This is a genomic window from Clostridium thailandense (assembly GCF_019207025.1).
Classification (GTDB): domain Bacteria; phylum Bacillota; class Clostridia; order Clostridiales; family Clostridiaceae; genus Clostridium_AM; species Clostridium_AM thailandense.
The window spans coordinates 41,120-54,142 of sequence record NZ_JAEEGC010000106.1 but is presented as its reverse complement, the minus strand read 5'-3'; the positions used below and the strand labels follow the sequence as shown (position 1 = coordinate 54,142).

The window sequence follows — 13,023 nt, the reverse complement described above, 5'->3', positions numbered from 1 at the left end:
GTCTTTTACAAATTAAACATTACAAAACATAAATAAATTTAGCCTGTACACTTAAATCTATATCTAAGCTTTCAGGCTAAATTTACTTTAAAATATGTTAACTATTTTATTGTTTAACTTCTATTTCAACGTCTTGAATCTTTGCTATTCCAACTACTACATTCTTTATTTCTCTTGTATCTTTATCAGTAAGCTTGTCTTTTCCTTTTACTATAACCCTTGCCTTGCTATCTTCTATGGAGCAAATTACATCTTCATAGCCCTTGCTCTTCAAAGTAGTTTCAATCTTTGATTCATAATTTGTATTCATTGCCAAATCAGTGTACTTCTTAGATGCTTCATCCCTATTCTCCTTAGATACATTTTTATCGTCGATAAAATTCTTTAATGTTTGTAAAGTTTGAGCGTTTTTCTGATCTCTATCTAATCTAGTTTCTTCGAAGAATGATGATGTTTTGTTGTTTTTCTGGCTACTGTTGTTAAAAGATACTGCACTGCTCTTTCCACTACCACTATCATCTCCATTTACATATAATGGGTTATTCAACTTTGTAGCTAGCACTCCTGCACAGACAATAAGAACTAAAAGTGTTGCAATAATTATACCTTGCTTTTTATTCATTTTTATTCCCCCTATCAACCTTTCTAACAAATTATATGCTTTAAAAAGAATTTATATACTATTTTTTCATAGGATAAACATTAACTTTATTTTCTGGTATATTGAATAAATCTGTTACAGCTTTTGTAATTCTAAGTTCAGTAACTTTGTTACCGGCTCCTTCAGCTACAACACAAACTCCCGAAACTTTTGGTTTATATGTTTTGACTATAAGTGGCTTAGACGTATCACCTTCATTAGTTATAACAACAGTGCTACCATTGTTTTTTTGAGTAGTGTTTCTTGTTCCTCCCTCGGTATCTTTTTCTTCTGTGTTACTAGTTGAATCATTTATGTTTACTGCAGGTATCTGCTCTTCTCCACTTTCAAAACTAACCATAACTTCAGTTTTACCAACTCCATCAATTTTCTCTAAAGTGTCCTTTAACTTTTGTTGAATTGTAGTTTCATATTCTTGTGAAGTTTTGTCATCACTCACTTGTTGATCGCCCTTGCTTGATTTATTTGAGTTTTTATTATCCCCATTTCCTAAAACTTGACTACCCATGGTGTTTGATGTTTTAAAAAAGCTGACAGTTAAAATCATTAGAACTCCTACTAAAAGCACTATAAGCAAGTTAGCTACATTTTTCTTATCTGAAGAGTTTTTTTCACTACCTTTATTTAGTTTTTCAATAAATTTTTTAAAATCCATATGATTCTCTCCTTTTTATCTTTTAATTAAACACTAGTTAATCAAGCTTACATCTTATACACTTGTATTACATCTTTTGAAATATTAAGTTCATCACCTAAGTATTTTTTAATATTCTGACCTCTTTCAGTGTTAAGCTCATTTGCTGAATTATCAACTGTTTTACTATCGGAGCCTATTGTTATTTTTTTAATTTTTTCTATATTTCCATCCTTTACTCCAACCTTCATATCCTTTATGAAAATATTGTCATTTTTATTATCATAAGCTGCATCTACCTGTACCTTATAATTACTTTCAGGATACTTTTCTTTTAACTTTTTTTCACAGCTACTCTGAAGGTTAAGTTTAAACACTTCCAAAGTATTGTTTATATTCTTTTCTTTATATTTTTGAAAATCCTCTTCCGTCTTTTTCATATCAAAAGATTTTATAGCATTGCTTGTATATGTGTTTATATCAAACTTTCTATCAAAAATTTTTATTAATGGATTGATGAATATAGTAATAAGAATTAATCCTAATACAAACTTTGCATATTTTTTCAAACTATTATCCGGTAGAATAATCTCTACAGCTGTTATAAAAAATATAGTAGTACAAATGCCTATAAGCCATTCTCTTAAAGCCTGTAACAAAGTTTATCACCTTCCTTCATATGTTTTTTTTATCCTCCAATCATTACTTTTCCAGCTGAAGCAATTATAGCAACCATTATAAAAAACATAACTGATACGCTTATAAGACAAGCTGTTACAAGAACTAAGGAATCACCAGCTGAACTTATACAATTTACTAGCCTACTGTCACTAATAGGTTCTATCAAAGCTGCTGTAAGCTTGTATAAAAGTGACATAATAAGCAATTTAATTATAGGAAACAACACTATAGCAATAAGTACTACAAGCCCCAAACTGCTTAATGCATTTTTAAGTAAAATTGAGTAACCTGCTACTGTAGATATAGCATCTGAAAGACTCTTACCAACTATAGGAACAAAGTTGTCCACTGCAAACTTAGCTGTTTTAGCCGTAACTTCATCAATAGTTTTAGATGAAATTCCTCTTATTGTAATTATTCCTATAAATATTGTAATTACTATTCCTTGTCCCCACATGGCTACCTGATTTAAAAGCTTTGTTAGTTTATCGATTTTATACTCCTCAGACATATTGTTAACAAACTGCAATACAAAAGTCATACATATTATTGGTATTATTATATCCATGAATATTTTTCCACTTATCGTTATTGCTCCTATAATAACTGGATCCATAAGTGCCGCTTCAACAAATCCTCCCACACTTGCTATAAGCATTATAAGAATTGGAATAATGGCCGTCATAAAATCCGTCATATCTTTCATTGTTGACCTTGCAGTATCAACTCCTATATAAAAACTTCTAGCCATTATTATAATGAGCAATGAATAACAAGCAAAATAAGCTATGTTCGATAATCCTTCTCCACTAAAAGCTTTCTGCAAGTTAGTAAGCAGAGAACATATAAGAGCTATTACAACTAACAATGCTAGTAATTTTAATGACGCAGCGACTTCTTTAACTATATATAACCCTAAAGCATTAACAATCTTCTTTGTAGATACCTTTCCATCTCCACTTTTAATAAAACCCTGTACATAAGTTTTTACATCTAAATCTTTCAACAATTCATATTTAGTTTTCATATTTGATATATAGTCATAAAATCTTTCTATTTGCTCTGTTTCAATTTTGTCCTGACTATTTATTGGAATATTGTTTGCCTCTAATGCCTTAACATTTGTAGAGGTTACAAAAATCATCAGTAAAATTAATATAATTTTTCTCATAGTTAACACCTACATAATCTTTAGAATTGACTGTAACACAGCCATGAGTATAGGAATGGCCAAAACCAAAATGAATATCTTTCCTGCAAATTCTACCTTAGCACCCAAACTTCCCTGTCCAGCGTCTCTGCATATTTCACCACAAAAGGATGCTAAGTAGGCAATTGCTAGTATTTTAAAAACAGTAGTTAAATAGATAAAGTCTATATTAGCTTTAGCAGCTAGCTGTTGAAGAAATTGAAGCACTGCAGTAATTTTCGTTATCATAAATAAAAATATTATAACGCCTGCAACTATACTTACATATATCGCAATATCATCTCTTCGTTCCTTAAAAAGCAGTACAATGAATAAAGCAACAAAAGCAAAAGCAACTATTTTGATTATTTCCATAGCTTCCTCCTTTCAGTTTGAACACTGGGTGGTTTTGCTTGCTCTCACTAGCAAAATTACCCGTTAAAGTCTATTTGGGACTTTAACCCCCTAAAGTTGAAACATTGTTCTTACTGAAGTAAATAGCTTATTTACCAAATTTATTACCATCATTAATACTATCAGTATACCTGCTAAATTTGTCACTACAGCATAATCTCCTTTTCCACTAGCTTCTAATACTTTATTTATAATTATTACAATTATACCTACACCAGCAATTTTAAATATTAAACTAATATCTAACATTTTAAGTACCCCCTTTTTCACATACGATATAGTTATCTTAAACCAGTATTATAACCATCATGGCACCTATTGAAAATCCAAGATATCTATACATTTTTATATTTTTGTGCATCAGAATTTCTGAATCCTTTATAGACTTTTTTAAACTTTCTAAAGTGATATAAAACATCTTTTTTTGACCTTCTATATCAGACTCTCCTAATGTTTTAGCAAGATCTAAAAGTACACTAACATCATCTGGTTTTAAATTTAGCATTTCCTTTTTCTGATCTAGCACATAGCAAAACGCTTCATAAACAGTGTCTACTTCATTTTTGAATAATAATTGTGATACCTCTTCAAATATTTGCTTTAATGGATATATACTTTTTCTCGCCATACTTTCAATAGCCTCTGGTAAAGTGGTGTGGGTATAAACAATTTCATTTTGTAGTTGATAAATGCACCTTTGAAGTTCTATTAACTGCCTTGTCCTTTTTTTAAACTTATTTGAGTAAATAAATCCAATTCCTGTGGAGGCTCCAAGAATCAATAAAGCTCCTAAAAGTTTTATCATATTACCCCCTCCATATAATTGATTTAGTTCTAAAATCATATATATTCTCTATAGTTCCTGCACCATTTTTACTGCTTAAAATAATGGCTCTTTTAAAAACATTATTTTCAACAATGTCTCTAAATACTGGTCTGCTATATAAATCATCAACTGAATATCCATGAATAGTAGTAATTAGACTTACACCACAATTCAATGCAGTCAAAATACTCTCCATGTCTTTATAAGTACCTATTTCATCACATACAACAACATCTGGCGACATACTTCTTATAGCCATCATTATACCTTCACTTTTAGGACAGCCATCTAAGATATCTGTCCTGATTCCGAGATTAAGCTGGGGTACTCCATTAAAACATGCTCCTAACTCACTTCTCTCGTCAATTACGCATACCTTTTTCCCTTTAAAAAATGTCTTGTCCACTCCATCTGATATATTTCTTGCTATATCTCTTATCAGGGTAGTCTTTCCACACTTTGGCGGGGAGATTATTATGGTATTTATTACTTCATTATTTTCCAAAATAAATTTCATTACAGAATCTGAACATCCTTTAACTTCTCTACATATTCTAATATTTATAGATGCTATATTTTTTATAGTCTTGACCTCATTTTTTTCTATAACACATTTTCCACATACTCCTACTCTATGTCCTCCTTTAATGGTTATATACCCTTGCTTTAATTCATCATCAAAGGCATAAATGGAATAATTGCTCATTTTTTGAATTATACTTTTTAATTCTTCTGTTTTTGGTATATATTTATTGATTATTTCTCTATTGCCAACTTCAAAGATCAAAGGCTTGTCTATTCTTATCCTTATCTCCTGAAGCCCATTAGAGTATGCCAAATCTCCAAGAGCATCTTTAATATTAGGTGATAGAATGTTTAAAATTTCTTTTGTATCTATTTTTCTCATCTCCTTCCTTTATATTAATTTCTATTTTCATTAGTCCTAAATTATTCCACATAAATTTAAAATTTATTAAATACTTAAAATATTAGCTTTGTAAATTCTATCTCTAAAATTATATTTAATAATACATAAAAAAATACCACATAAATGAGTATTCTCATTTATGTGGTATTCATAATACATATTTAAAAATTTATTCACAGCAATAGTTTTTAGTTGCTATTTTTTTATGGCAATTAGGACATGTAATTTCTTCTCCCTTTGCTATTATATCTTTATCAATATACACACTATCTCCACAGGCAGCACATTCAATTTGAATAAAGTTGTCGTCTTCATCTTCATAAAACTCATAATCTTCATCATAAAAATCTTCTTGAAGTTCTGCTAAATCTTCATCTATGGCATCTATGTATTCTTGAACTATTTTCTGGGATTCTGATATGTCTGATATTTCTACCGCCATATCCTTAAGTACATTAACAATCTCAGTTAATATTCTCCCTTCTTTAGTGTTTTTATCCACGTCTAATCCATCAACTAACCCACTAAGATAGGAGACCTTTGACATAATAGAATTCATTTAATCACATCCTTAACTTTATTTTGCCATAATAGTATTCCTTAAACTCTTTCCATATATTCTCCAGTTCTTGTGTCTACTCTTATAATTTCGCCTTCATTTACAAATATAGGAACTCCTACAACCGCTCCAGTTTCGAGTGTAGCTGGTTTTAGAACATTTGTTGCAGTATTTCCTTTAACTCCTGGGTCTGTTTGAGTTATCATTAATTCTACAAAGTTTGGAGCTTCTACTGAGAATGCTTCACCTTTAAAGAATTTTATTACAGCAAACATATTTTCCTTTAAGAATTTTATAGCGCCTTCAACTTTTTCATAATTCAAAGGAATTTGTTCAAAAGTTTCTTGATCCATGAAGTAGTATAATTCACCATCTGAATATAAATACTGCATTTCTTTTCTTTCTATAACAGCCTCTTGAAGTTTTGCTGTTGGGTTAAAAGTTGTATCTGTAACTCCTCCAGTTATAACATTTCTAAGCTTTGTTCTAACGAAAGCAGCTCCTTTACCTGGTTTAACATGAAGAAACTCTATTACAGTATACACTTGTCCATCTTGTTCAAAAGTAGTTCCTTTTCTTATTTCTCCTGCTGATATCATTTATGTATCCCTCCAAAACTTTATTTTCATTTATTATATTATGACCTTTTACAGGTAATTATATATACTATTCTATACATATCAGATTTTTAGGTGACTTTGAAAATATTTCTATTCCGTCTTCTTTTATTAACAATATATCTTCTATTCTTACTCCTCCAAAGTCTGGTATATAGATTCCCGGTTCATCTGTAACAACCATTCCAGCTTTTAATTCCTTATCATTTTTATATCCAATTATTGGTGATTCATGAATTTCTCTACCTACGCCATGACCTAAACTGTGACCAAAATAATCTCCATAACCTTTTAATTTTATATGATCTCTTGCTATTTTGTCAACCTCAATTGCAGAAACTCCTGGTTTAAAACCTTTCAAGGCCTTTTCCTGAGCTTCTAGTACTACGTTATATATCTGAACCATTTTTTCCGATGGTTTCCCTATAACCACTGTTCTTGTCATATCCGAGCAGTATCCCTCATAAACGCATCCATAATCTAATGTTAAGAATTCTCCTTCGTTAATAATTTTATCAGTAGCCTCTCCATGCGGTAATGATGATCTAACCCCAGATGCTACTATAGAAGGAAAGGAAAGCGCCGAAGCTCCCAACTTTTTCATATAAAATTCTAGTTCAAGACCTACTTCTCTTTCTGTCATACCAGATTTTATAAATTTTAGCATATGATCAAAAGCTTTGTCTGCAATTTCTGCTGCTTTTCTCATATATACTAATTCACTTTCATCCTTTATAACTCTTATTTCTTCAACAATACCTTCCATAGGAACTAAATCACAATTAAGTTTACTTTTATAAAGACTGTATGTACTATAGGAAAGTATATTTTCTTCAAATCCAAGTTTTTTTATATTATTTTTATTTATTAAGTCTGATAAATAATCAGCAAAAGTAGTGTTTTTACTGTATTCCAATATCTCATAATCTTTAACCTGTTGCGTTGCTTGCTCAGTAAATCTTGAATCAGTAATAAAAAAAGCTTTATCTAATGTTAAGACTGAAAAACTTTCATTACCGGTAAATCCACTTAAATAATTTCTGTTGTAATCCCCAACTAAGAGAACTGCGTCTAATCCTTTATTCTTCATCGCATTCCTTAATTTTTCTATTCTTTCTCTAAACACTTTGTATTACCCCCAAATTCATATAGCATAAGTATTCACTATTACTTTCTCCAATTTTTGTAACAATTATTCTTTATAAAACTATATTTTTTCTTTTTTGTGCCTCAATAATGCAGAATAGATTTGTTTGTATTTGAACAATGTTATTTTATCAAAACTTGTGATTATTTGCAAATACTATTGCTATATTTAAAACAACTTTTTAGCATTACTAAATCTATTCTTTTCAAACACTATATCAATTATTTTTTATAAATTCCATATTTATATCTGCACTTATATCTCTATTTTTATCTCTACTTATCTTTATATTATCTACAGACTGATAATTATTTTTCTTTTTTATATCTTCTAATATATCTCTAACTGTAGAAATATCACCATAAACATTAATTTGTGTTGATATTTCTTTATCGCTATCTTTACTAACCAAATTATTTATTTTAACTTTTTGTTTTGAACCTAACTCTTCTATGACATTGTAAAAATTTAATTTTTTCATTCTATCGTTTTTATTATTTACCTTTTCTATTGAGGTCAATTTCACTCTATTATTAATTATTTTCTGTGTAATATTGTAACTTTTCACAATTAGAAATACGCATAGTGATAAACTTAATATTATTATGATTTTATAAACTTTATCTTTTGACATTTAATCTCCTTTCATTTTAATTCCATTATAATTTTTGATTTATTATCAGATTGATCACCTAAATTTGATAACTGTTTTATTATAAATTCATCTTTGGCTTCTATTTCTTTTATTAGGTTTATATAGTTTAAATTATCTGGATAAAATTCTAATTCTATTCTTTTTCCTTCTATATATAAGTTTTCAAAATTCAATTCTTCATGTAAGCTTTTATTAAAAGTTAAAAATGTATCTAACGTTTTACTATTCTTAATAGGCTCTTTACTTTTCCCAACATTTTTGCTTTCTCTAGCTATAACTCTTTCATTAAATTCTCCTTCTAAGATCTCATTTTTATTTATACTTATAACTAGAAATTCTAAAAGAATTAGATCTAATATAATAAGTAATACAGCTATACTTCTCATTATTTTTCTTTTTTTATTCTTTTTGCCTTCCAAATACCATTGTGGCAAAAAATATATCTTTTCCATCTAAATTACCTCTTTTGAGTTAAAAACTATACAAATTGTATTTCATCTTCACAAATATTGCCCAAATCATAACATTTATAAAGCTTTTTTATATTCTTAATTAAACCTTCACTAGAAAGGTTAAGTAATACTATTTTAGGCAAATCTTTAAACACTTCCAAAACATTACATTTAGTCCGAAACTTGTCTAATTCGTTCATAAAGTTCTTTTCTATAAATGGTTTTACAACACTATTAGCAATAATTTTATTATCTGAACATGCTAAAAAGTACAATATACCTTTATATAAAAAAGTAAAAATATATTTCTTCTCTTTAATTATTCTTTTATAATTATCTAAAATACAAAACTGTATTGGATATATTCCCTTCAATTTAGCTCCTCTCTTCACACAGTCTTCTACTAAATCCATTCTACTCCAATTTAAGCAAAGTACTATAGCCTCTAGATTCGAACCATTATCTTTAATAATTTGATATGTAAACATAATATTATCTATATTTTTAAAACGGTATTCTAGTTCCGATCTAATAATTTCATAAATTTTTTCTTTCTTCAATTTGGGAAGGATCATAATTTTTATATACAATTCTTCTCCGTCCAGAATTATAAACAGATTTTTCTTTTTAAAATTCACTTTAAGTTGTCTAATATCATTAATCTTGATATCAGATTTTTCATATTTATTCATATTCGTTACTCTCACTATAAAGCCCTTTCCTAATACTTCTTTATATCTTAAACCATCATCACACACTTGAAGTAATACTGTTTTTCTCATTAATTTATTCCTCCTTTTTCAAAAGAATAGTCAATGCATCCATAATATATCAGTCCATTGGCAATTTTGTACTCATACAGCTCTCCTTTATAAAACTTATGATTGATATAATATTGTATCAAAAAACAATTATTATTTTTTATATACTCTATGTAACTGTCCTCATACTTCTCATCAAGCTTTGACATCGAAACAAAATATTCTTTTACCGAATTTTCATCTATCACTGAAACATTCTTGTATATGTTATCATCTAATTCTGTAAGAAGATATTCTCTTGTCTTTTGTAATTTGTCTACTTTTACTAAACTTTTTTCCATTTTTAAATTGTTGTTTCTTATCAAAACCTCCATCTTATAAAATCCCAAAACTATAATAAAACATAAGCTGCATATAAAAAACACATATATTAATATAAATCCCCTCTCACTCTTTTTCTTTCTAATGCTAAACATCTTTTATATACTTTTCCTCTCTTTGTTTCTATGGTTATATAAGCTAAATCACCTTTCCCTTCAACTTTAAAATCTTTCACTCTTTTTAAAATATTATTAGTTGTAGATGAATATACTGCGCCATAGGATATTATGATATCTGAATCCTTATCTTCTCTTATATAATCATGTTCCACTCCATAATATCTTTTTAAAACAATTTGGTTATTATCTATTTTTACATATTTCGCACTACTTATTTGAGCTTCAATTATTATAAAAGCTTCATTTACATAAAAAGCTTCTCTGCTTTCTATTATTTCTGTTCTATGCATCTTCATGTATTTTGAGATAATAATTATCTGAGCTGAAGTAATTACTCCTATCAGCGCCGAAACTATCATCAATTCAATTAAAGTAAATCCTTTTTTATTAATTTTTCGTCCTATGATATTTCCCCTTATAAAATTCACATTCTATAACCTTTGTACCCTTTCTAATTTTTTCATATAATTTTAAGTTTAATTTCATTACTTTTCCTTCTTCTATATTAATCACTAAATAAGCCCCATTTAAAGGCTTCTCTGTAACGAACAAATTTTGAATTCCTTTGTCCTTAATTTTATCAATTTGAAGATTTTCTTTTGAAATATAGTATTTTTTTTCAAAATCAAGCTTTTGTATTTCATCATATGAACAGTTATACATTATATTGTTCTTTGCAGCTTCCAAAAATACAGAATAATTATATATTTCATTGTTAATGCTTTTAATCTTTAAGTTATTAATTTGTATTGATAATACTGTTATAAATAATGTAGAAAATATCGTGATACTGCACATAACTTCTATTAAAGAGTATCCTTTTTTAATACTTAAATTCCAAAAAAGCTGTTCCAACGCACATAGTAATGCAGTGCATTTTTTCTTCCCTGTCTTTATATTGAATGGTACATGCATCTTCTGTTATCCCTCTATTATCTATTTTTATTTTATTTCCCGGTCTTACTATATTTAACTTAAACTTATCTGGAAGTTCCAGCCTGTAAACTTCCTGCAGTCCACAATTTAAGCACACTGCATTTTTTTCAGTATCAAAATATAAATAACCACCTATATTTTCATCTCTACAGTATTCTTTTGAGCTGTTAACCAAATTAATTAAGGAATTACTGAAAACATCAATGTCTATTTTGTCTTGCAGCTTATTATACCCCCCCAAATTTATTAAACTTATGCTAAATAATATAGATGCTATCCCTATTACCATCATTAACTCTATAATTGTGAATCCTTTATTTCTGTTTCTAAATTTCATTAAACCTTCCTTTAACATTTAAAATCCTTATTTTTATTCTATATAATTTTTTTATTTATCTTTACTTCTTAGTTATATTCTTAGGGTATACTGTTTCATCTCCATAATTTACTGTAAAAGAATTCTGCTCAGCATTAATAGTTACCTTACAGTCTTTTCCATCACTTTGATATGTTACATCTATGCTTTGACCATCATTTAATAAATTTTCAACATTTACACTTTCTGCAGAAGTAAGCGATTCTACATTTGATTTTACATCAGTAGAATTAAATGTACCTTCATTATCTCCATAACTTGCCATAGCTGCTGTTTGAATTTGCTTAGCTGTACTCACAGCCTTTGTAATTTTAGCCTTCTCCTCGTAAGATGAAAACTTCGGAATTAGGAACCCCATTAAAACTAATATGATAGATACAACTAACATAAGTTCTATTAGAGTAAAACCTTTTTTCTTTGAATATATATTTTTTTTATTCATTAACCTCTCTCCTAACACAAAAATTTTATGCAATGGAATCCATTATGGTTATAATCGGTATAATGGCTGATATTATAAATATTCCTATAAAGAAAGCCAGAATTATAATAATTGAAGGTTCCATTAAACTTAACAGCATTTTTAAACGTTCTTTAAATTCGTTTTCGAATATTGTTGCCGTTCTTAACAACATAGTATCAAGCCTTCCGACCTCTTCACCAGTTTTGATCATCGCTAAAAACATTTCATTTCCTATATCATGTTTTTTAAAAGCATAATATATACACTCACCTTTTTTAATATCCTCTATACAGTTTCTAATTTTATTTTCTATAATCTTATTATTGATAATGCTTAAAGATATTTCTAATGCCCTTATTATATTAGAACCTGACGATATAAGCATGGATAATGCTCTAGATAGTTTAGACAACACAAGATAATTATACATTGTTCTATAGCACGGAATCTTAAGCTTGATTTTATCAATAAAAATTTTTCCTTTATTAGTCTTAAAATACTTATATAGAATTATAATGCTTAAAATTACACACATGTTTATTACACAAAAATTGTTTCTAATAAAATTACAAAAATTTAGAGTAGTCTGGGTTAGAAGTGGAATTTTTCCTCCCATGGATCTTATGGTGTCTGTGAATTGAGGTACTATTTTAATCATCAGAAACATTATTATAAAAATAGAACTAGTTAACACAATTAAAGGATAAGCAATTGCAGATTTAATCTTTGTAAGTATCTTATTTTGCTCGTCATAGTATACTGATAAATCAGTCAATACTTTATCTAGTTTTCCAACCTCTTCACCAGCCTTAACCATTTCTGCCATAAATAAAGGATATATTTTCAAGTTATTTTTTAGACTTTTATGTATGCTTTCACCTTTTGAAACATTCCTCTCGATATTATATAAACTTTGTTTTAATATTTTGTTATTGCATTGAGATGCAATAACATTTAATGCTTGCGATATTGTTATACCAGAACTTAGAATATTGCCTAAAGCATTACATAAAAAACTTATATCCTTAAGTCCTACTCTTCTTTTAAGTATATTTTTAAGAACTCCATTTTTATTTTTAAAGTCCAAAAGATAATATCCGCTATCTTTTAAAACAGCTCTAAGTTCTAATATATTTTCGCCTTCAAATTCTCCTTTAATTTTGTTCCCATTAATATTTACTGCTTTATAACTAAACATATACTAATTCCCCTTCTTAATTAATA

The 13,023-nt window shown here is 28.2% G+C and carries 20 protein-coding genes; all 20 read right to left on the bottom strand.

The window, feature by feature from the left end; all coding sequences use genetic code 11:
• Positions 1 to 106: 106 nt before the first annotated feature.
• Positions 107 to 622: a SpoIIIAH-like family protein gene (locus tag I6U48_RS19335; RefSeq protein WP_218322116.1), complete on the bottom strand. Its 516-nt coding sequence runs from the start codon at positions 620 to 622 to the stop codon at positions 107 to 109.
• Positions 623 to 680: 58 nt separating this feature from the next.
• A complete protein-coding gene (spoIIIAG, locus tag I6U48_RS19330) occupies positions 681 to 1,316 on the bottom strand; it encodes a stage III sporulation protein AG (RefSeq protein ID WP_218322115.1) in 636 nt (211 codons plus the stop codon).
• Between the two features lie 47 nt (positions 1,317 to 1,363).
• Complete coding sequence (gene spoIIIAF / locus I6U48_RS19325; RefSeq protein ID WP_218322114.1) at positions 1,364 to 1,954, bottom strand: stage III sporulation protein AF; 591 nt, start codon at positions 1,952 to 1,954, stop codon at positions 1,364 to 1,366.
• Positions 1,955 to 1,983: 29 nt separating this feature from the next.
• Positions 1,984 to 3,147: a stage III sporulation protein AE gene (spoIIIAE, locus tag I6U48_RS19320; RefSeq protein ID WP_218322113.1), complete on the bottom strand. Its 1,164-nt coding sequence runs from the start codon at positions 3,145 to 3,147 to the stop codon at positions 1,984 to 1,986.
• A 9-nt stretch (positions 3,148 to 3,156) separates the two neighbouring features.
• Positions 3,157 to 3,540 (bottom strand): stage III sporulation protein AD, encoded by a 384-nt coding sequence (spoIIIAD, locus tag I6U48_RS19315; RefSeq protein ID WP_218322112.1) that lies wholly within the window; start codon positions 3,538 to 3,540, stop codon positions 3,157 to 3,159.
• A 90-nt stretch (positions 3,541 to 3,630) separates the two neighbouring features.
• The gene (spoIIIAC, locus tag I6U48_RS19310; RefSeq protein ID WP_218322111.1) at positions 3,631 to 3,828 is read right to left on the bottom strand and encodes a stage III sporulation protein AC; all 198 of its coding nucleotides are present in this window, start codon (positions 3,826 to 3,828) and stop codon (positions 3,631 to 3,633) included.
• Between the two features lie 37 nt (positions 3,829 to 3,865).
• Positions 3,866 to 4,384 (bottom strand): stage III sporulation protein SpoIIIAB, encoded by a 519-nt coding sequence (gene spoIIIAB / locus I6U48_RS19305; protein WP_218322110.1) that lies wholly within the window; start codon positions 4,382 to 4,384, stop codon positions 3,866 to 3,868.
• Between the two features lies 1 nt (position 4,385).
• The gene (gene spoIIIAA, locus I6U48_RS19300; protein WP_218322137.1) at positions 4,386 to 5,303 is read right to left on the bottom strand and encodes a stage III sporulation protein AA; all 918 of its coding nucleotides are present in this window, start codon (positions 5,301 to 5,303) and stop codon (positions 4,386 to 4,388) included.
• 199 nt (positions 5,304 to 5,502) lie between these two features.
• The gene (locus I6U48_RS19295) at positions 5,503 to 5,892 is read right to left on the bottom strand and encodes a CD1247 N-terminal domain-containing protein (RefSeq protein WP_218322109.1); all 390 of its coding nucleotides are present in this window, start codon (positions 5,890 to 5,892) and stop codon (positions 5,503 to 5,505) included.
• A 41-nt stretch (positions 5,893 to 5,933) separates the two neighbouring features.
• Positions 5,934 to 6,491 (bottom strand): elongation factor P, encoded by a 558-nt coding sequence (gene efp / locus I6U48_RS19290; protein ID WP_218322108.1) that lies wholly within the window; start codon positions 6,489 to 6,491, stop codon positions 5,934 to 5,936.
• 67 nt (positions 6,492 to 6,558) lie between these two features.
• Positions 6,559 to 7,635, bottom strand: a complete 1,077-nt coding sequence (locus tag I6U48_RS19285; protein ID WP_218322107.1) for a M24 family metallopeptidase — start codon at positions 7,633 to 7,635, stop codon at positions 6,559 to 6,561.
• Positions 7,636 to 7,873: 238 nt separating this feature from the next.
• Positions 7,874 to 8,290 carry a hypothetical protein gene (locus tag I6U48_RS19280; RefSeq protein WP_218322106.1) on the bottom strand — a complete coding sequence of 139 codons (417 nt, stop codon included), beginning with the start codon at positions 8,288 to 8,290 and terminating at the stop codon, positions 7,874 to 7,876.
• A gap of 11 nt (positions 8,291 to 8,301) precedes the next feature.
• Positions 8,302 to 8,763 carry a hypothetical protein gene (locus I6U48_RS19275; RefSeq protein WP_218322105.1) on the bottom strand — a complete coding sequence of 154 codons (462 nt, stop codon included), beginning with the start codon at positions 8,761 to 8,763 and terminating at the stop codon, positions 8,302 to 8,304.
• Positions 8,764 to 8,789: 26 nt separating this feature from the next.
• Positions 8,790 to 9,545: a type IV pilus biogenesis protein PilM gene (locus I6U48_RS19270; RefSeq protein WP_218322104.1), complete on the bottom strand. Its 756-nt coding sequence runs from the start codon at positions 9,543 to 9,545 to the stop codon at positions 8,790 to 8,792.
• Positions 9,545 to 9,898 (bottom strand): hypothetical protein, encoded by a 354-nt coding sequence (locus tag I6U48_RS19265; RefSeq protein WP_218322103.1) that lies wholly within the window; start codon positions 9,896 to 9,898, stop codon positions 9,545 to 9,547. The genes I6U48_RS19270 and I6U48_RS19265 overlap by 1 nt, the downstream gene beginning before the upstream one ends.
• A 56-nt stretch (positions 9,899 to 9,954) precedes the next feature.
• Positions 9,955 to 10,452, bottom strand: coding sequence for a PilW family protein (locus I6U48_RS19260; RefSeq protein WP_218322102.1), 498 nt, complete (start codon positions 10,450 to 10,452; stop codon positions 9,955 to 9,957).
• On the bottom strand, positions 10,412 to 10,939 hold the full coding sequence (locus I6U48_RS19255) for a type IV pilus modification PilV family protein (protein WP_218322101.1): 528 nt from the start codon (positions 10,937 to 10,939) through the stop codon (positions 10,412 to 10,414). Before I6U48_RS19255 ends, I6U48_RS19260 begins: the two co-directional genes overlap by 41 nt.
• On the bottom strand, positions 10,848 to 11,297 hold the full coding sequence (locus I6U48_RS19250; RefSeq protein WP_218322100.1) for a type II secretion system protein: 450 nt from the start codon (positions 11,295 to 11,297) through the stop codon (positions 10,848 to 10,850). The genes I6U48_RS19255 and I6U48_RS19250 overlap by 92 nt, the downstream gene beginning before the upstream one ends.
• Before the next feature lie 61 nt (positions 11,298 to 11,358).
• On the bottom strand, positions 11,359 to 11,778 hold the full coding sequence (locus I6U48_RS19245; protein ID WP_218322099.1) for a type II secretion system protein: 420 nt from the start codon (positions 11,776 to 11,778) through the stop codon (positions 11,359 to 11,361).
• 25 nt (positions 11,779 to 11,803) lie between these two features.
• Positions 11,804 to 12,997: a type II secretion system F family protein gene (locus tag I6U48_RS19240; protein ID WP_218322098.1), complete on the bottom strand. Its 1,194-nt coding sequence runs from the start codon at positions 12,995 to 12,997 to the stop codon at positions 11,804 to 11,806.
• Positions 12,998 to 13,023 lie beyond the last annotated feature (26 nt).